Raw genomic sequence first — 17850 nt, 5'->3', positions numbered from 1 at the left:
TCAGTTTCGCTCGCACACGAAGATCGACGTCCCCGGGATCAGATTGCCGCGCAGCGGCGACCAGCCGCCCCACTCCTGTGTGTTCCACTCGGGCCACTCGGGCTCCACGATGTCGACGAGCCGGAAGCCGCCCGCCACCACGTCCCGCACCCGGTCCCCGATGGTCCGGTGGTGCTCTACGTAGACGGCCCGCCCGTCGTCGTCCTGCTCCACGTAAGGAGTGCGGTCGAAGTACGAGGCGGCGACGGACAGGCCCTCGGGGCCCGGCTCGTCGGGGAACGCCCAGCGGATCGGGTGCGTGACGGAGAAGACGAACCGTCCGCCGGGCCGCAGCACGCGGTGCACCTCGCGCATCACCTGCACCTGGTCCGCAATGAAGGGGAGCGCCCCGTACGCGGAGCAGGCCAGGTCGAAGGAGCCGTCCTTGAAGGGGAGCACTCCGGCGTCCGCCTCCACGAGCGGCACCTTGCCGCCGTCGATGCGCAGGGCGTGCTGGAGCTGGCGGTGCGAGAGGTCGAGGGCTACTGGGCGCGCGCCCTGGTCGAGCAGCCAGCGTGAGCACTGTGCGGCGCCCGCCCCGATCTCCAGGACGTCCTTATCCGCGAGCTCGTCGAGCGGGCCGAGCAGTTCGGCCTCCATTTCGTCGAGCCCCTCGGGGCACCACACGAAACGGTCGTCGCCCAGGAACGTGCCGTGCTCCACCTGGTAGTCGTCCGCGTTCCTGTCCCACCAGCCGCGGTTGGCCCGCGAGCTCTCCGTGGTGTCCGCGTCCCGACGGGTCGCCGTCGAGTCGTCGTCGACCGTAGAGGGGGAGTGGTGCGCTTCCATTGGTCCGGACTCTTGGATGATCGGCTCCCTCGTAATAATGTGCGGGCCCTGCGGTGCCATGCGGTGCCAGCGGCCTCGTGTGACAGGTTTTCTGCCGGGTATGCGGCGATCCGCCCCGGGTGTGCGCCTTCGCGCATTGACCCTGTCCGGCTGCCCCCGTATGCTACAAGTTGCGCTGCGGGCCTGCGCACCTCAGACATAGCAGGCTGTGCTCGCATCTGTTGTATGTCCCCTCGGTTATCGAGGCGCCACCGGCTCTTCACGGAAGCCCGGATCTGGCGCTTCCTGGGCTGTCCGGCTTCTTCGGTGCGAAACAGGCTCCCGGCGTAGCAGTACCCCCCGACTTTCAATGTCCGCCGGAGCCCTTTCCCACATGACGAGCAGCACCGAGACCACCGCCACCACTCCGCAGGTTGCGGTCAACGACATCGGTAACGAGGAAGCATTCCTCGCCGCCATCGACGAGACGATCAAGTACTTCAACGATGGCGACATCGTCGACGGCGTCATCGTCAAGGTTGACCGGGACGAGGTTCTCCTCGACATCGGTTACAAGACCGAAGGTGTCATCCCGAGCCGTGAGCTCTCCATCAAGCACGACGTCGACCCCAATGAGGTCGTCGCCGTGGGCGATGAGATCGAGGCCCTCGTTCTCCAGAAGGAGGACAAGGAAGGCCGTCTGATCCTGTCCAAGAAGCGCGCTCAGTACGAGCGTGCCTGGGGCACGATCGAGAAGATCAAGGAAGAGGACGGGATCGTCACCGGTACCGTCATCGAGGTCGTCAAGGGTGGTCTCATCCTCGACATCGGCCTCCGTGGCTTCCTGCCGGCCTCCCTCGTCGAGATGCGCCGCGTTCGCGACCTTCAGCCTTACGTGGGCAAGGAGCTCGAGGCGAAGATCATCGAGCTGGACAAGAACCGCAACAACGTGGTCCTGTCCCGCCGTGCCTGGCTCGAGCAGACCCAGTCCGAGGTCCGCCAGACGTTCCTCACCACCCTGCAGAAGGGGCAGGTCCGCTCCGGCGTCGTTTCCTCGATCGTCAACTTCGGTGCCTTCGTGGACCTGGGTGGCGTCGACGGTCTCGTCCACGTCTCCGAGCTCTCCTGGAAGCACATCGACCACCCGTCCGAGGTTGTCGAGGTCGGCCAGGAAGTCACCGTCGAGGTCCTCGACGTCGACATGGACCGCGAGCGTGTCTCCCTGTCGCTGAAGGCGACGCAGGAAGACCCGTGGCAGCAGTTCGCCCGTACGCACCAGATCGGCCAGGTCGTTCCCGGCAAGGTCACGAAGCTGGTTCCGTTCGGTGCGTTCGTCCGCGTCGACGAGGGCATCGAGGGCCTGGTCCACATCTCCGAGCTGGCCGAGCGCCACGTGGAGATCCCGGAGCAGGTCGTCCAGGTCAACGACGAGATCTTCGTCAAGGTCATCGACATCGACCTCGAGCGTCGCCGCATCAGCCTCTCGCTGAAGCAGGCCAACGAGGCCTTCGGCGCCGACCCGTCGGTCGTCGAGTTCGACCCGACCCTGTACGGCATGGCCGCGTCGTACGACGACCAGGGCAACTACATCTACCCCGAGGGCTTCGACCCCGAGACCAACGACTGGCTCGAGGGCTTCGACACCCAGCGCGAGGCCTGGGAGACCCAGTACGCCGAGGCGCAGACGCGCTTCGAGCAGCACCAGGCTCAGGTCATCAAGTCCCGCGAGGCCGACGCTCAGGCCGAGGCCGAGGGCGCGGCTGCGCCCGCCGGTGCGGCTCCGGCCGCCTCCGGTGGCGGCAGCAGCAGCGGTGGCGGCGGTGGCGGCGGCTCGTACTCCTCGGAGACGGCCGACAACTCCGGCGCGCTCGCCTCGGACGAGGCGCTCGCCGCGCTTCGCGAGAAGCTGGCGGGTGGCCAGAGCTGAAACGCTCTGCGCTAGCAGGTAGTTGAGCGGTGGGGCTGCACCAATAGGTGCAGCCCCACCGTTTTTTTGCGCCCCGCGCCCGCGTCCCCGGCGGCGTCGGCCCGCACCAAGAGAAACGTGGCGGATACACGAGTTGTGCGTGTGTCGTAACACGGCGTTGCCACCATCCCCGGATCAGTCGAGATCGAACGTGATCTGAGGGGAGCCGGACACATGGCAGCAAGTCGGCGGGCATTTCTGCGGAACGTGGGTCTCACCGGGGGTGCCGGGGCCATGTTCGCGACCATGGGCGCCCTCGGGCTCGCACCCACCGCGCAGGCCGCGCAGCGTGAATCGCCGTACCGTGCGCCACGGTCGGGGGACTTCTCGCTGAGCGGGCGCGGCGCCGCGAAGGTCGTGATCGTGGGGGGTGGCATCGCCGGGCTCGCCACCGCGTACGAGCTGGGCAAGGCCGGCTACGACTGTACGGTCCTGGAGGCGAGAGGCCGGACCGGTGGGCGCAACTTCACCGTGCGGGGCGGGGATTCGACCGTCGACACGTACGGGAACAAGCAGACCGCGCGGTTCGGTGAAGGCCAGTACATGAACGCGGGGCCGGGCCGGCTGCCGCAGTGGATGGTGACGCTCGACTACTGCCGTGAACTCGGTGTTCCCATCGAGGTGTTCACGAATTCCAATGCCGACGCGTATCTCTTCAACGAGGTCGCCGGGATGACCAAGCCCGTGCGGTACCGGACCGCCAAGGCGGATGTGTACGGGTATGTGTCGGAGCTGCTTGCCAAGGCTTCCAACAAGGGGGCTCTGGACAGGGAGTTGAACTCCGTGGACCAGGAGCGGCTTGTCGAGTTCCTGAAGGACTTCGGGTCACTGGGGAACAAGCTCGCCTACGAAGGCGGTGACCGGCGTGGGTACTCGACCGTGCCCGCCGCCACCGGGACGCCGGGCGTGGTGCTCGGGGACGTGCCCTCCGCGTCCGAGGTTCTGGCGAGCGGCGTCGGGCGCTACTTCTCCTTCGAGTTCGGCTTCGACCAGGCCATGCTGATGTTTCAGCCGGTCGGTGGGATGGATCGGATACCGAAGGCGCTGACGGACGCGATAGGGGCTTCCCGGGTACGTACCGGGGCAGTCGTCGGCAAGATCACGGACAAGGGTGACGGGGTCTCCGTCACCTACACGCAGGGTGGGCGGACCAGGGTCGTCGAGGCGGACTTCTGTGTCGGGGCGCTGCCACCCAACATCCTCGCCAAGATCCCGCACAACCTCGGCTCCGGCGTGCAGAGCGCCCTGGAGGCCATCACGCCGCAGTCCGCGGGGAAGATCGGCCTGGAGTACCGGAGCCGGTGGTGGGAGACCGACCATCGGATCTACGGCGGCATCACGGAGACCGACATGGACCTCAGCCACATCTGGCACCCGTCGTACGGCTTCCACGGCGAGCGCGGTCTCATGATCGGCTACTACAACTACGGCGCCGATGCCGACGCGTATGCCAAGCTCTCGCCCGAAAAGCGCGAGGCGCGGGCCGTGGCGCAGGGCGTGAAGATCTACGGCGAGAAGTACCGGACCGAGCTGACGACCTCGTTCTCGCACCACTGGCGGCAGACGCCGCACCTGGAAGCCGCCTGGCACGACACCCCGGGCGGCCCCGACGACCCCCGCTACAAGCCGCTCAACGAGCCGACGGGCCGCGTCTACTTCGCCGGCGACTGGCTCAGCTACACCGACGCCTGGCAGCACGGGGCGTTCACGTCGGCGCGGCGGGCCGTGAGCAGTCTGCACGCGCGTGTGCTGGCCGACTGACGTGGACCGGCGCGCTGCTCATCTTCGTAAGAGACAGCTGAGAATGGGTGCGGGCGGGAATGTCCGTGCCCGCTCCGCGCGTTCTTCGGGTGGAACACGAGGAGGAGCGGTCACTGTGCTTGATCCGCAGGATTTGTACTCATGGGAGCCGAAGGGGCTCGCCGCCGTGGACATGGCGCTTGCCCAGGAGTCGGCCGGGTTGGTCATGCTCTACCACTTCGACGGATACATCGACGCCGGTGAGACCGGCGACCAGATCGTCGAGCGGCTCATCGACCAACTGCCGCACCAGGTGGTGGCCCGCTTCGACCACGACCGGCTCGTGGACTACCGGGCACGCCGCCCGCTGCTCACGTTCCGGCGCGACCGGTGGACCGAGTACGAGGTGCCGGTGCTCGAGGTACGGCTCGTACAGGACGCGACGGGGGCGCCGTTCCTGCTGCTCGCAGGGCCCGAGCCGGACGTCGAGTGGGAGCGTTTCGCGGCCGCCGTGCGGCAGATCGTGGAGCGTCTCGGGGTGCGCCTCGCGGTGAACTTCCACGGGATCCCGATGGGCGTCCCGCACACCCGCCCCGTCGGCCTCACGCCGCACGGCAACCGTACCGATCTGGTGCCGGGGCACGTCAGCCCGTTCGACGAGGCGCAGGTGCCGGGCAGCGCCGCGTCCCTCGTCGAGTACCGCCTCATGGAGGCCGGGCACGACGCCCTCGGCATCGCGGCGCACGTCCCGCACTACATCGCGCGCTCCGCGTACCCGGACGCCGCGCTGACCGTCCTGGAGGCGATCACCGCGGCGACCGGCATGGTGCTTCCGGGCGTCGCGCACGGGCTGCGCACGGACGCGCACCGTACGCAGACGGAGATCGACCGGCAGGTCCAGGAGGGCGACGAGGAACTGGTCTCGCTCGTCCAGGGACTTGAGCACCAGTACGACGCGGTCGCCGGAGCGGACCAGCGGGGCAACATGCTGGCGGAGCCCATGGACATCCCGTCGGCGGACGAGATCGGCCAGGAGTTCGAGAAGTTCCTGGCGGAACGCGAGGGCGACGCCTGAGCACGGGCCCGGCTTGATCACGGGCCCTGCCCGATTGCGTCGGCAGGCCCTAAGCTTCCGCTTATGTTGAAGGTGGGTCTGACCGGCGGAATCGGTGCCGGCAAGAGTGAGGTGTCACGGCTGCTCGTGGAGCGGGGGGCCGTGCTGATCGACGCCGACAAGATCGCGCGGGAGGTCGTGGAGCCCGGGACCGAGGGGCTCGCGGCCGTCGTCGAGGCGTTCGGTGACGGGGTGCTCGCGCCGGACGGGAGCCTGGACCGGCCGAAGCTCGGCTCGGTCGTGTTCGCGGACTCCGACAAGCTGGCCACGCTCAACAAGATCGTGCACCCGCTGGTCGGCACCCGCTCCGCCGAGCTGGAGGCCATCGCGGGCCCCGACTCCGTCGTCGTCCACGACGTGCCACTGCTCGCGGAGAACGGTCTGGCGCCGCTCTACGACCTGGTGATCGTCATCGACGTGAGCCCCGCGACCCAGCTCGACCGCCTCACCCGGCTGCGCGGCATGAGCGAGGAGGACGCGCGGGCCCGGATGTCCGCGCAGGCCACCCGCGAGAAGCGGCTGGAGATCGCCGACATCGTGATCGACAACGACGTACCGCTGGAGCGATTGCGGGAGCGGGTCGACGAGGTCTGGACGGAGCTGGCGCGCCGGGCGCGTGCCGCGTGATAATCCTCGCCGCCTGCACCGCGCTCGGCGGGCTGGTGGCGCTGATCGCCGGGGCGTACGGACTGCAGCGCAGCCGTCGCGTCCAAGGCGTGGGGAACATCGCGCAGGCCCTGGTCAAACCGCCCAGGCCGGGGTCCGAGCGGCCGCTGCTCCAGTTCGAGACGGACGACGGGAGGGTCGTGGAGGTCGCCTCGCCCGCGCCGCCCAGCAAGCGGCGCCCGCTGCCCGCCGGCGGGATCGTCAGCGTCGCGTACGACACCGAGGACCCGCGCGAGACCGTGCTGATCGGCGGCGAACGGCCCGGCGTGGACCGGACCTTCATGATCGCGGGGGCGCTTCTCGTGCTCGTGGGCATGGTGATCACGGTGTCGCTGAGCCGCTCGCGCTGATCGCGCCGCGTGTTCCGCCGACGGGCCGCGGGCAGGAATAGCCCCTACGGTCCACGGTGTTGACCATGTCGACACCAGGAGGAGGTTCGTCGTGCCCGAAGCCACGCCGGAGACACACGTCATCGACTACCGCGCCGCCGAGCAGCTCCTGGCCGCGCGCGATCCGCGCGGAGCGGTGAAGCTTCTGGACGACGTGCTGGCCCTCTACCCGGAGCACACGGCGGCCCGGCTGCTGCGGGCCCGCGCGTTCTTCGCCGCGGCGCAACTGCGCGCGGCCGAGCTGGAGTTCACGATCGTCCTGGAGCGCGAGCCGGACAACGCGTTCGCGCATTTCGCGCTGGCCAGGACGTACGAGCGGTGGGCGCGCCCGCAGCAGGCGCGGCGGCACTTCCGGCTCGCCGCGGCGCTCGACCCACAGCCGGATTACCTGGCCGCGGCGCGCTTCGACGACTGACGCGGTTCTACGGCGGTGGGGTCACGGCGCCCTGCGGTACGGCGGGACGTCCCGGCCCGGCTGGTAGTGCGGACCCTGGCGGATGTGCCGAAGGATCATGAACAGGTCGACGGTCGTGATCAGCCACAGGATTCCGCAGGCCAGCGCCCACCACGGGCGGTGCGCGAGGAGGAACGCGACGGTGCCGAAGACCGTCCACACGAGCCCGAACAGTGCCAGGCCGAGCCGCAGGCGCAGGGGGCTGCGGGCGGTGACCGGCTCGTCACCGGTGCGGATGAAGTACGCCGGGTGCGCCGGGTGCGATGGCACTTGCGGTCCGTGCGGTCCGTGCGTGCGATGCGGGTGCGTGCCGGCCATGGTCACCATCCCCTCGGCGCGTGCGTGGCGACGGGTGAGGGCGCCTGAGCACCCCCTTTGCGGCTTCCCTTCCAGGGTGCCACGCGGGAACCGTGTGCGGGGAACCGTGGGTGTGGGCGGTTCGTTGGGCCTGCATGGGTCTTCAGATGCGTACGGGTTATGAGGGCACGGGGCCGGGAGCCATCACGCCGGACGGTTGTGCCGTGGAGTTGTACTCGCGGCTCGTGGTCGAGGACGAGCCGGATGTCGTCGCGGGCGCGGCGCCCGCCGGGGCGACCGTGCTGGAGCTCGGCTGCGGGGTCGGCCGCGTGACGCACGCGCTCGTCGAGCGGGGATTCCGGGTGACGGGGGTGGACGAGTCCCCGGAAATGCTGGAGCGGGTCCGGGGTGCGCGCACGGTGCGCGGTTCCATCGAGGGGCTCGACCTCGGCGAGACGTTCGACGTGGTGCTGCTCGGGTCCATCCTCATCCACACCGGGGACGCGGAGGTGCGGGCGGGGATGCTCGACACGTGTCGGCGTCATCTCGCCGCGGGGGGCCGGGTGTTGATCCAGCGGGAGCGGCCGGGGGCGCACGAGAACCTGCCGCGTGAGGTGACTGGGCCTGGCGGCGGGTTCACGATCCGTAAGGTGCACTCGGAGCCGGTGGGGGACGGTGTGCGCTCGGTGAAGGTCGAGTACGTGTTCCCTGACGTGGTGTGGACGCAGACGTATCGGGCGAGGCCGCTCACCGCGGAGGAGTTCGAACGGGCGTTGGCCGGGGCCGGTTTGAAGGTCGACCGGGTCCTGACGGACGACGGGACGTGGGTGTGCGCGGTGCCGATGTGACGCGGCGGCGCCGTCCCCACGCCACGGGGCTCCGCCCCGGGCCCCGCTGCTCAATCGCCGCAGGGGCTTGATAACCCAATCCCCGTGGGTCTGAAGGGTCCAGCCGGGCGGGGGCTTGAAAAGCCGATCGCCGTGGGTCTGAAGGGTCCAGCCGGGCGTGGGCTTGATCTATCCAGCTCGGCGGGGCTTGATGGTTCAAGCCCCGCGCCGGCGATTGAGGCGCGTCTTTTGAGCCCCTGCGGCGATTGAGCAGCGGGGTCCGGGGCGGAGCCCCGGGGCGCAACGACGGTGGGGCTCGGGGTGCCCCGGCTCACTCGTCGGCGGAGCCTGATTCGGCTCCCGGGCCCCGGCCGAAGGTGGCACGGAGGCGTTCCAGTTCGCGGCGGTCGCGTTTCGTTGGGCGGCCTGCGCCGCGGTCGCGAACGGGGACCGGGGCGAACGCCTCGCGCGGTGGCGGCGGCGGAGAGTTGTCGACGTAGGCCTCCGCGGCGACCGACGCCCCGACCCGCTTGCGGATCAGACGAGTGACCTTCACCAGACGCTCGCGCTCACCGGGCCTGCGCACCCGTACCTCGTCCCCGATGCGCAGCGCGTAGGCGGGCTTGACGCTCGTCCCGTTGACCTTGACGTGCCCGCCCTTGCAGGCCGCGGCCCCCGCCGAGCGCGTCTTGACCAGGCGTACGGCCCAGATCCAGCTGTCGACCCGCACGCTTCCGCCGCCGCCGCCGCCCGACCCGTCCGGCGCCTGTGGTGTCCCCGGTGTCTGCGATGCCATGCGTCCGACGATAGCGCCGCGTGGGCCGCGCCCCGTACCCGTTGTCGTACCCCTCGGCGAGCCCCGGCCGAACTGCCCCACCCTGCCCGGATAATCCGGTCGAAACGATTGCAATCGACGTATTCGACGTATTCAACAGCAAGGGGTGCATGAACACATGGGCGGCACGGATGCCATCGACCCAACCGGCGATCCGCGAGCCGCGGTCGACCGACTGATGGACGGTCTGCGGTCCGATCTGGAGCGGCTGGCCGCCATCCCCTCCATCGCCTTCCCCGGCTACCCGGAGGAGCCGGTGCGCGAGGCCCACGACCTGCTCGTCGGGCTGCTGCGGGACGCCGGCGTGGAGCAGATCGAGACCCTCGATCTGCCCGACACCGCGCCCGTGATCTTCGGCGAGATCCCGCCGCCCACACCCGACGCCCCGACCGTCCTGCTCTACTCCCACTACGACGTGCAGCCGCCCGGCGACGAGAGTCTGTGGAAGTCGCCGCCGTTCACGCCGACCGCGATCGAGGGCGGGCTGCGGGCCCGTGGCATCGCGGACGACAAGTCGAACGTCATCGCGCATCTGGGGATGCTGCGCGCGTACCAGGGCCGCCCGCCCGTCGGCGTGAAGATCGTCTTCGAGGGGCAGGAGGAGTACGGCAGCCCCTTCGACGGCTACCCGCCCACCGACCCGGACCGGTTCGCCTGCGACGCCATGGTCATCGCCGATCTCGGCAACCTCCGGCCCGGCACGCCGACCCTCACCACCGGCCTGCGCGGCGCCGCCGAGGTCATCGTCGAGGTCCGCACGCTCGAAGAGGCCCGCCACAGCGGCGAGTTCGGCGGCGCGGCCCCCGACGCCCTGCTCGTCCTCCTCAAGGCCCTCGCCACCCTCCACGACGTGCACGGGGACGTCGCCGTCGAGGGGCTGCGCCGCGAGAAGTGGACCGGCGCCGGCTACACCGACGAGGAGTTCCGCGAGCTCGCCGGCGTCGAGGAGGGCCTCCCGCTGCTCGGCAGCGGCACCCTCGGTGAGCGCCTCTGGAGTGGCCCCGCGATCACCGTCATGGGCCTCGACGCGCCGAGCGTGGCGGGCGCCGCCTCGGCCGTCGTCCCCCACGCCCGCGCCAAGCTGAACCTCCGCTTCCACCCCCAGCAGGACCCCAACGAGGCCCAGGACCTCCTCGTACGGCATCTGCGCTCGCTGCGCCCCTTCGGCATCGAGCTCACCGTCACCCCCGGCGACACCGGCCCCGGATACGAGGCGGACACCGGCGGCCCCGCCTACCGCGCCGCCCGCGCCGCGCTCAAGGAGGCCTGGGGCGCCGACGCGTCGTACGTCGCGACCGGCGGCTCCATCCCGCTGGTCAACGGCCTCGCACAGGCCGCCCCGAACGCCGAGGTGCTGCTCTTCGGCGCGCAGGACAACCTCTGCAACCTGCACGCCCCCAACGAACGCGTCCTCTTCTCCGAGCTGCACGCCACGGTCGTCGCGATGTGCGCGTTCGTACGGGAGTACGCGGCCGACTTCCGGAGCGAATCATGAGCACCGCCGACACGACAGAGGCGCCCGAACAGCCGCCACAGAAGAAGAAGTTCACCTTCCCCAGCGCCCTCACCGTCCTCGCCGTCGTCACGATCGCGATCTGGCTGCTCGCGTTCCTGATCCCGTCGGGGGAGTACGACAGGAACAGTACGGGCGCGCCCGTCGAGGGCACGTACCAGCGCGTCGACTCCGGGCAGTCCTTCGTCGACCGCCTCAACGACCTGTTCCTCGCCCCGGTCAACGGCCTCTACGGCATCCAGGACCCGAAGACCTCCCTCGTCTCGCCCGACAACTCCGGTGATCTGTACGGAAGTGCGGGCGTCTTCCTGTTCGTGCTCGCCATCGGCGCGTTCATCACCGTCGTCTTCGCGACCGGCGCCCTCGACCGCGGCATCGGCCGCCTCGCCCACCGGCTGCGCGAGCGCGGGGCGCTGCTCATCGCGGGCGTCATGGCCGTCTTCTCCGTCCTCGGCACGGTCGAGGGCTTCGCCGAGGAGACGCTCGGGTTCTACGGCCTGATCGTGCCGCTGATGCTCGCGCTCGGCTACGACCGGATGACGGCGGTCGGCGCGATCATCCTCGGCGCGGGCGTCGGCGTGCTCTGCTCGACCGTCAACCCGTTCGCGACCGGCGTCGCCTCCTCGGCCGCCGACATCTCGCTCGGCGACGGCATCGCGCTGCGGTTCGCGATGTGGATCGTGCTGACCGGGGTCACCATCGCGTACGTCATCCGGTACGCGAAGCGAGTGCGCAGCGACCCGGCGCGCTCGCTCTCCGGCTTTCTGCCGGGGGACCGGGATCTCGACGAGACGGCCACCGAGGCGGCCGAGGTCCCCGAACTGACCGGCCTGCACAAGGGAGTTCTGGTCGCCACGGCGCTGGTCTTCGCCTTCATGATCTTCTCGGTCGTGCCCTGGGCGAGCGCCCTGACCGGAGACGCCGACGCGACCCCGTACGGCTTCGAACTCGACTGGTCCTTCCCGCAGTTGGCGGCGCTGTTCCTGGTCGCGGCCGTGCTCGTGGGGCTCGTCGCGCGGATGGGGGAGCAGAAGCTCAGCTCGACGATCGTCCAGGGCGCCGCCGACTTCGTCTCGCCCGCGCTCGTCATCCTGCTGGCCCGCGGCGTCACCGTGATCATGAACAACTCGAAGATCACGGACACGGTCCTGCACGCGATCGAGGGCGTGGTGAAAGGCACCTCGTCCGGGATCTTCGCGATCATCGTCTTCCTCGTGAACCTGCCGCTCGCCTTCCTCATCCCGTCCACGTCCGGGCACGCCACCCTCGCCATGCCGATCCTCGCGCCGCTCGCCGACTTCGCCGGTGTCTCGCGCGCGGTCGTCGTCACCGCGTGGCAGGCGGCAAGCGGCTGGATGAACCTGTGGGTGCCGACGACCGCCGTCACCATCGGCGGCGTGGCCCTCGCCAAGGTCGGCTACGACCGGTACCTGCGGTTCGTGTGGCCGCTGCTCGTCATCCTGTTCGTGCTGATCTGCGTGTTCGTCGCGCTGGGGGCCGCGTTCACGTAGCCCCTACGGTGGTCGGATGGACGGACTCGACGCGCTCGACGAGCGCATCAGCGACTGCCGGGCCTGCCCGCGGCTCGTCGAGTGGCGTGAGGAGGTGGCGCGCACCAAGCGCGCCGCCTTCGCCGACTGGACGTACTGGGGGCGCCCGGTGCCCGGCTTCGGTCCGCACGACGCGTCGCTCCTGATCGTCGGCCTCGCGCCCGCCGCGCACGGCGCCAACCGCACGGGCCGCATGTTCACGGGCGACCGCTCGGGCGACGTCCTCTACCGGGCCCTGTACGACATCGGGCTCGCCTCCCGGCCGGACGCCGTGAGCGCCGACGACGGGCTGACTCTGCACGGTGTCCGGATCACCTCGCCCGTGCACTGCGCGCCGCCCGCGAACAAGCCGACCCCGGCGGAGCGCGACACGTGCAGGCCCTGGCTCGTCCAGGAGCTGAACCTGCTGCGGCCCACGCTGCGCGCCGTCGTCGTGCTCGGCGCGTTCGGCTGGCAGGCGGCGCTGCCCGCGTTCGCCGAGGCGGGCTGGGAGGTGCCGCGCCCGCGCCCCGTCTTCGCGCACGGCGCACGGGTCGATCTCAAGGGGGCCGAAGCGGACCTCGCGCTCTTCGGCTGCTTCCACGTCAGCCAGCGCAACACCTTCACCGGCAGGCTCACCCCGGAGATGCTGCGCGGTGTGCTGCGGGACGCGGCGGGCGCGGCCGGGTTGCACCCGTTCGGACCAACTCAGGAGGACCGGGACGCGCCCGCTTTCTAGCGTGGCGGTGTGGCAGCACTGACAGCGCAGGAGACGACGACACCCAAGCCGCCCGCGGCGGCCTACCGCAACCTCATCGTGGCGACCGTGGGCTTCGCGCTCACGTTCTGGGCGTGGAACCTCATCGCCCCGCTCGGCAGTGCCTTCGGCGAGTCCCTGGGGCTCAGCTCGTTCGAGCAGTCCTTCCTGGTCGCCGTGCCGGTGATCGTCGGTTCGCTGGGCCGGATCCCGGTCGGCGCCCTGACCGACAAGTTCGGCGCCAAGGTGATGTTCCCGCTGGTCACCGCGGCGACGATCATCCCCGTGCTCCTGGTGACGGTGGCCAGGGACTCGTACCTGGCCATGGTCCTCGTCGGCTTCCTGCTGGGCCTCGGCGGCACCACGTTCGCCATCGGGGTCCCGCTGGTGAACTCCTGGTTCCCGCCCGCCAAGCGCGGCGCGGCGGTCGGCATCTTCGGCATGGGCATGGGCGGCACGGCGCTGTCCGGCTACCTCACGCCCCGCATCGCCAAGCACGGCGAGAACCTGCCGTTCTACATCGTCGCGATCGCCCTCGCCGCCTTCGTGGTGATCGCCTGGTTCCTCATCAGCGACCACCCCGGCCGCACCATCCCGACGACCTCGCTCGGCGAACGCCTCGGTGAGGCCGGGAAGCTGCGGGTGACCTGGGAACTGTCGGCGCTCTACGCGATCGGCTTCGGCGGCATCGTCGCGTACGGCACCTATCTGCCCACGTACCTGAAGACCTGGTACGACCTCGACCCCATCGACGCGGGCACCAAGGCCGCCGGGTTCGCCCTCGTCACCGTCGTCTTCCGGCCGATCGGCGGCTGGCTCTCCGACCGGATCCACCCGGCGGTCGTCACCGCCTGGGCGCTCGCCGGCGTCGCGATCTTCGCCATCGTGCAGGCCTTCAACCCGCATCTGGCGCCCGGCGGCACCATCGACATGCTCGTCATGGGCGCGGGCCTCGGCACCGCGAGCGGCAGCGTCTTCGCCCTGGTCGCACAAGTCACCCCACCGTCCAAGGTCGGCTCGGTCACCGGCATCGTCGGCGCCATCGGCGGACTCGGCGGCTTCGTCCCACCGCTGGTCATGGGCGCGATCTACAGCGCGCAGAACTCGTACTCCATCGGCTTCATGCTGCTGTCCGACCTGGCGCTCGCGGGCTGTGTGTACGCGTACGGGCGGATGCGCAGCATCAAGGTCGACTGATCCCCAGGCGGTGTGCGGCGGACCGGTAGTAGGTTCGCCGGATGCCTCTGTACCCGCCCGTCGAACCGTACGATCACGGCCTCCTCGACGTCGGTGACGGCAACCGGATCCACTGGGAAACCTGCGGCAACCCGCACGGCAAGCCCGCCGTCGTGCTGCACGGCGGCCCCGGATCCGGTGCCACGCCCTTCACCCGGCGCCTGTTCGACCCGGAGCGCTACCGCATCGTGCTGCTCGACCAGCGCGGCGCGGGCCGCTCCACGCCGCCGGCGAGCGCGTACGACACCGACATGAGCGTCAATACGCTGCCGAAACTGATGGCCGACCTGGAGCTGCTCCGCGCCCACCTCGGCATCGAACGCTGGCTGGTGTGGGGCGTGTCCTTCGGGTCCGTCCTGGCCCTGCGGTACGCGCAGACGCACCGGGACGCCGTCTCCGAACTCGTCCTGACGGGCCTGGCGACGGGCAGCCGGGAAGAGGTCGACCTGATGACGCGGGGGCTGGGGAAGGTGTTCCCGGAGGCGTTCGCGAAGTTCGTGGACGGAGCGCGGGAGGCGGACAGGTCCGATGATCTCGCGTCGGCGTACAACCAACGTCTCGAGTCACCCGACGCGGACGTACGCGCGCGTGCGGCGCTCGACTGGACCGACTGGGAGACGGCGGTGGCCTCGCAGCCGCCGCGCTCGGTGGCCCGCTACCAGGACCCGGACTTCCGCTACGGCTTCGCGCGCACGGTCACGCACTACTGGGGGCACGACCACTACCTGGACGGCCCGGACACGGTGCTGCGCGACCTTCCGCTGCTCAAGGGCGTGCCAGGGGTGATCGTGCAGGGGACGGTGGACCTCGGGAACCTGCTCGGCATCCCGTGGCGGGTGGCGCGGGCCTGGCCGGACGCGGAACTCGTCCTCGTGGACGATGCCGGGCACAACGCGGGGGCGCCCGGCATCACCGACGAACTGGTGGCGGCGCTCGACCGGTTCGCCGGATGACACACGCGGACGGGCTCAGCGCCCGCGGCGCCGCCTGACCCGCTCGCCCTGCGCCTCGATGAACTGCAACTCAAGGGCGATGGGCGCGGGCGCGAGACCGGGCCCGCCGGCCTCCGCCCACGCCAGCACCTCGTCGGTCGCGTCGTCGCCCATCGACCAGCCGATCCACGCGGCCCTCCCGCCGCGGGCGCGGCCCTGGGCGGAGGGCTGGAGGACGACGACGTTGGCCTGGTCGCACGGCCCGAGACAGTCGACGACCCGCACGGCGAACCGCCCCCGCGAGGCCCGCGCCGCCGCCTCCCAGCGCTCCAGTTGCCAGTCGTGGTCGTAACCGGGGTACTTGCGGGCGTCACCGCAGCAGCAGCCCCGGCACACGACGAGGGTGCAGGGGCGGGTGCGGGCGGCGCCGATGAGGGTGGGCACGGTTCTGTTGCTCCTGGTGTTACGGGGTGGGCTCGTCCTCGAAGAGGTGCCGCACGGTGGAACGGTAATTGGTGTGGACGTGGGCCAGCGTCACCGCCCGCGCCCGGTGCGCGTCCCCTTCGGCCATCGCCTCATACAACTCCCGGTGTTCGGCGAGCTGTTGGGCCCACTCCTCGTTGCGCCGGGTCAGCCAGCGCAGCCGCCCGCCGACGGGCTGCATCACGGACACGATGAGTTCGTTGCGCGCCATCTCCAACAGCCGGTCGTGGAAACGGGAGTTGACGTCGGTGTTCGTCTCGGCGTCGCCCTCGCGCGTCGCACGCGTGGCACGTTCGAGCAGCCTCTCCAGTTCCGCCAGATCGTCCTTGGTGGCCCGCTCGGCCGCGAGCCCGGCGGCGTAGACCTCCAAGGCCTCGCGCAGCTCGTACAGTTCGGTGACGTCGGTGCGGGTCAGGGTGCGCACGACGGCCCTGCGGGGCGTCTCGTACGTCACGAAGCCCTCGGCGAGCAGCGCCCGGATCGCCTCACGGACGGGCACCCGGGACACCCCGAACCGCTCGGCGAGCTCCCGCTCCACGAGCCGGTCGCCGGGCCGCCGACGCCCACCGACGATGTCCTCACGCAACGCCGCGAGCACGCGCTCACGCACCGCACCCAGGGGCTCCGGGGGCTCCACCGATCCTGCCGTCGTCATGGGGCCATCTTCGTCGATGTGCGTGGGGGGCGGGGGAAGCGGGGTGGGTTTACGGAGAAGGCGGTGGCCACGGCGATCGTGCCCACCGTCCCGCTCCCGTCCGTGATCCAGTACCGCCTCCCGTGGTACTCGTCGTGCCTGTGGTCCCGCCCGGTGCGACCGACCGCTCGACCAGTCGCCGCTCCGACTGCTTGCCGCCGCCCCAGTCGGCCGCCTCGCCGGCGGTGTCCGCCGGGTAGCGTGAGGGCATGCCTGAGTTTGCGGATGACGTCTTCCTCGACCGCCTCGCCGAACGGCTCCACGCCCTGCCCGGGGCGCACGCCGTGACCCTCGGTGGGTCGCGGGCGCAAGGGACGCACACCGACGCGAGCGACTGGGACACCGCCGTGTACTACCGGGGGAGCGAGGGGCTGTTCGAGCCCCGGAACCTGCGGGACGTCGGGTGGGAAGGGGAGGTCTCCGAGATCGGGGGCTGGGGTGGTGGCGTCTTCAATGGGGGCGCCTGGCTCACCGTCGACGGGAGGCGTGTCGATGTGCACTATCGGGATCTCGACAGCGTCGAGCACGAGCTGGCCGAGGCCGAGGCCGGGCGGTTTCGGATCGAGCCGTTGATGTTTCATCTGGCCGGGATTCCGTCGTATCTCGTCGTCGCCGAGCTTGCCGTCAATCGCGTGCTGCGTGGCGAGATGCCCCGGCCCGACGGGTATCCGGCCGCCCTGCGCAAGGCCGCTCCCGAGGTGTGGTGGGGGCGAGCCTCGATCACCTTGGACTACGCGGAGGGGAACAACGTGCCCCTCGGCGGGCGCACCGAGGTCGTGGGGGCGGTCGCCGGCGCGGCCATGCAGGCGGCCCACGCCGTGCTCGCCGCGCGCGGGGAGTGGGTGACCAACGAGAAGCGGTTGCTGGAGCGGGCCGGGTTGCGGGGGATCGACCGGGTGGTGAGCGACCCCTCGATCCCGCTCCAGGAACTCGTCGAGCGGGCGCGGGAGTTGATGGCGCGGGCCGTCGCCGAGGCTCAGTAGGAGGGAAGCCCCAGCGGGTACGTGCGGAGGTCACGCCAGCCCGTCCCCGCGCCCTCCGTCACGATCAGCTTCACCGACTCCACGCGCGCGTGGAGCGGCAGCGCGGACGTGAACTCCGTGTCCGGGATGCCGTCCGTGCCCGCGCCGCTCGCCAGCGTCAGGTGGGGGTCCAGGCCCTCGTCGCCGAAGATTCCGCGGTACGGGACCGCCTCCGGCCAGCGCGACCGGACCGACTTCGTCAGGCTGCGGAGTGTGTCGTCCGGGGTCGGGGGGAGGTAGCAGACGCCCGGCCAGCGGCGCAGCGCGGTGAAGGTGAGGGGGAGCGGGGGCGTTGACGCGAACAGGGTGCGTAGTTCGGTCTCCGTGTCCGGCGTGATCCGGGCCAGCGGGAGGAACGGGTAGAGGACGGTGATGTGGGCCCTCGACGGGGTGCGGACGAGCGCGTCCGCCTCCGGGACGTGGATCGTCAGGGCCGTGTCGCCGGGGGCGTCCGGCCAGCCGGTGTCGGAGGAGCTCGTCGTGGGCACGGTCAAGTGTCACATTGCCGAAACCTGGATGTTTCTTCCCCTCCAACAACTCCGCTTACTCTTGACAAACCAGTTCAGGCTGGCCAACGGCGCCCGGCACC

At 70.5% G+C, this 17850-nt stretch carries 19 protein-coding genes; 13 read left to right on the top strand and 6 right to left on the bottom strand.

Annotated elements, in window-relative coordinates:
- The gene (locus ACWD2L_RS13175; protein WP_351337132.1) at positions 1–828 is read right to left on the bottom strand and encodes a class I SAM-dependent methyltransferase; all 828 of its coding nucleotides are present in this window, start codon (positions 826–828) and stop codon (positions 1–3) included.
- Positions 829–1201: 373 nt separating this feature from the next.
- Here ACWD2L_RS13175 and rpsA point away from each other — a divergent pair, with 373 nt between their 5' ends.
- The 6 genes from rpsA (at position 1202) to ACWD2L_RS13145 (ending at position 7097) form a co-directional block, all read left to right on the top strand.
- On the top strand, positions 1202–2734 hold the full coding sequence (rpsA, locus tag ACWD2L_RS13170) for a 30S ribosomal protein S1 (RefSeq protein ID WP_351337135.1): 1533 nt from the start codon (positions 1202–1204) through the stop codon (positions 2732–2734).
- Between the two features lie 273 nt (positions 2735–3007).
- Positions 3008–4534, top strand: a complete 1527-nt coding sequence (locus tag ACWD2L_RS13165; protein WP_351337138.1) for a flavin monoamine oxidase family protein — start codon at positions 3008–3010, stop codon at positions 4532–4534.
- A 115-nt stretch (positions 4535–4649) separates the two neighbouring features.
- Complete coding sequence (locus ACWD2L_RS13160) at positions 4650–5588, top strand: PAC2 family protein (RefSeq protein ID WP_351337141.1); 939 nt, start codon at positions 4650–4652, stop codon at positions 5586–5588.
- 63 nt (positions 5589–5651) lie between these two features.
- Positions 5652–6254 (top strand): dephospho-CoA kinase, encoded by a 603-nt coding sequence (gene coaE / locus ACWD2L_RS13155; protein WP_351337144.1) that lies wholly within the window; start codon positions 5652–5654, stop codon positions 6252–6254.
- The gene (locus tag ACWD2L_RS13150; protein WP_351337147.1) at positions 6251–6643 is read left to right on the top strand and encodes a DUF3592 domain-containing protein; all 393 of its coding nucleotides are present in this window, start codon (positions 6251–6253) and stop codon (positions 6641–6643) included. The genes coaE and ACWD2L_RS13150 overlap by 4 nt, the downstream gene beginning before the upstream one ends.
- A gap of 91 nt (positions 6644–6734) precedes the next feature.
- Entirely contained in the window at positions 6735–7097 is a 363-nt protein-coding gene (locus ACWD2L_RS13145) for a tetratricopeptide repeat protein (protein WP_351337150.1), read from the top strand.
- A 21-nt stretch (positions 7098–7118) separates the two neighbouring features.
- On the opposite strand, the gene ACWD2L_RS13140 is transcribed toward ACWD2L_RS13145, so the two are convergent.
- The gene (locus ACWD2L_RS13140) at positions 7119–7373 is read right to left on the bottom strand and encodes a DUF6343 family protein (RefSeq protein ID WP_351337216.1); all 255 of its coding nucleotides are present in this window, start codon (positions 7371–7373) and stop codon (positions 7119–7121) included.
- A gap of 227 nt (positions 7374–7600) precedes the next feature.
- Here ACWD2L_RS13140 and ACWD2L_RS13135 point away from each other — a divergent pair, with 227 nt between their 5' ends.
- The gene (locus ACWD2L_RS13135; RefSeq protein ID WP_351337152.1) at positions 7601–8281 is read left to right on the top strand and encodes a methyltransferase domain-containing protein; all 681 of its coding nucleotides are present in this window, start codon (positions 7601–7603) and stop codon (positions 8279–8281) included.
- Between the two features lie 310 nt (positions 8282–8591).
- On the opposite strand, the gene ACWD2L_RS13130 is transcribed toward ACWD2L_RS13135, so the two are convergent.
- Positions 8592–9056, bottom strand: coding sequence for an RNA-binding S4 domain-containing protein (locus tag ACWD2L_RS13130; protein ID WP_351337155.1), 465 nt, complete (start codon positions 9054–9056; stop codon positions 8592–8594).
- A 157-nt stretch (positions 9057–9213) separates the two neighbouring features.
- On the opposite strand from ACWD2L_RS13130, the gene ACWD2L_RS13125 reads away from it, so the two are divergent.
- Genes ACWD2L_RS13125 through pip form a run of 5 tightly spaced genes read left to right on the top strand, consistent with a single transcriptional unit; the run spans position 9214 to position 15083 of the window.
- Positions 9214–10590, top strand: a complete 1377-nt coding sequence (locus ACWD2L_RS13125) for a M20/M25/M40 family metallo-hydrolase (RefSeq protein ID WP_351337157.1) — start codon at positions 9214–9216, stop codon at positions 10588–10590.
- Complete coding sequence (locus ACWD2L_RS13120) at positions 10587–12119, top strand: YfcC family protein (protein WP_351337160.1); 1533 nt, start codon at positions 10587–10589, stop codon at positions 12117–12119. Before ACWD2L_RS13125 ends, ACWD2L_RS13120 begins: the two co-directional genes overlap by 4 nt.
- 16 nt (positions 12120–12135) lie before the next feature.
- Complete coding sequence (locus ACWD2L_RS13115; RefSeq protein WP_351337162.1) at positions 12136–12876, top strand: uracil-DNA glycosylase; 741 nt, start codon at positions 12136–12138, stop codon at positions 12874–12876.
- 9 nt (positions 12877–12885) lie between these two features.
- Entirely contained in the window at positions 12886–14091 is a 1206-nt protein-coding gene (locus ACWD2L_RS13110) for a nitrate/nitrite transporter (RefSeq protein ID WP_351337164.1), read from the top strand.
- A gap of 41 nt (positions 14092–14132) precedes the next feature.
- A complete protein-coding gene (gene pip / locus ACWD2L_RS13105) occupies positions 14133–15083 on the top strand; it encodes a prolyl aminopeptidase (RefSeq protein WP_351337167.1) in 951 nt (316 codons plus the stop codon).
- Positions 15084–15098: 15 nt separating this feature from the next.
- Here the strand turns inward: pip and ACWD2L_RS13100 are convergent, their stop codons facing one another.
- Together ACWD2L_RS13100 and ACWD2L_RS13095 are read right to left on the bottom strand one after the other, a co-directional pair.
- Positions 15099–15506, bottom strand: a complete 408-nt coding sequence (locus ACWD2L_RS13100) for a (2Fe-2S) ferredoxin domain-containing protein (RefSeq protein WP_351337169.1) — start codon at positions 15504–15506, stop codon at positions 15099–15101.
- A gap of 19 nt (positions 15507–15525) precedes the next feature.
- Positions 15526–16200, bottom strand: a complete 675-nt coding sequence (locus ACWD2L_RS13095; protein ID WP_351337172.1) for a GntR family transcriptional regulator — start codon at positions 16198–16200, stop codon at positions 15526–15528.
- Between the two features lie 248 nt (positions 16201–16448).
- On the opposite strand from ACWD2L_RS13095, the gene ACWD2L_RS13090 reads away from it, so the two are divergent.
- Positions 16449–17222, top strand: a complete 774-nt coding sequence (locus tag ACWD2L_RS13090; RefSeq protein WP_351337174.1) for a nucleotidyltransferase domain-containing protein — start codon at positions 16449–16451, stop codon at positions 17220–17222.
- Here the strand turns inward: ACWD2L_RS13090 and ACWD2L_RS13085 are convergent.
- Positions 17216–17749, bottom strand: coding sequence for a 2'-5' RNA ligase family protein (locus tag ACWD2L_RS13085; RefSeq protein ID WP_351337177.1), 534 nt, complete (start codon positions 17747–17749; stop codon positions 17216–17218). The genes ACWD2L_RS13090 and ACWD2L_RS13085 overlap by 7 nt on opposite strands.
- Positions 17750–17850: the final 101 nt, after the last annotated feature.

It is taken from the genome of Streptomyces sp. NPDC002754, from assembly GCF_053592315.1.
This window is presented reverse-complemented; position numbering and strand designations above follow the sequence as displayed.

Coding starts and splice junctions, on each gene's coding strand:
- ACWD2L_RS13175 (WP_351337132.1), bottom strand. CDS start 828: ATGGAAGCGCACCACTCCCCCTCTACGGTCGACGACGACTCGACGGCG.
- ACWD2L_RS13130 (WP_351337155.1), bottom strand. CDS start 9,056: ATGGCATCGCAGACACCGGGGACACCACAGGCGCCGGACGGGTCGGGC.
- pip (WP_351337167.1), top strand. CDS start 14,133: ATGCCTCTGTACCCGCCCGTCGAACCGTACGATCACGGCCTCCTCGAC.
- ACWD2L_RS13165 (WP_351337138.1), top strand. CDS start 3,008: ATGTTCGCGACCATGGGCGCCCTCGGGCTCGCACCCACCGCGCAGGCC.
- ACWD2L_RS13095 (WP_351337172.1), bottom strand. CDS start 16,200: ATGACGACGGCAGGATCGGTGGAGCCCCCGGAGCCCCTGGGTGCGGTG.
- ACWD2L_RS13125 (WP_351337157.1), top strand. CDS start 9,214: ATGGGCGGCACGGATGCCATCGACCCAACCGGCGATCCGCGAGCCGCG.
- ACWD2L_RS13090 (WP_351337174.1), top strand. CDS start 16,449: ATGCCTGAGTTTGCGGATGACGTCTTCCTCGACCGCCTCGCCGAACGG.
- ACWD2L_RS13115 (WP_351337162.1), top strand. CDS start 12,136: ATGGACGGACTCGACGCGCTCGACGAGCGCATCAGCGACTGCCGGGCC.
- ACWD2L_RS13135 (WP_351337152.1), top strand. CDS start 7,601: ATGCGTACGGGTTATGAGGGCACGGGGCCGGGAGCCATCACGCCGGAC.
- ACWD2L_RS13120 (WP_351337160.1), top strand. CDS start 10,587: ATGAGCACCGCCGACACGACAGAGGCGCCCGAACAGCCGCCACAGAAG.
- rpsA (WP_351337135.1), top strand. CDS start 1,202: ATGACGAGCAGCACCGAGACCACCGCCACCACTCCGCAGGTTGCGGTC.
- coaE (WP_351337144.1), top strand. CDS start 5,652: ATGTTGAAGGTGGGTCTGACCGGCGGAATCGGTGCCGGCAAGAGTGAG.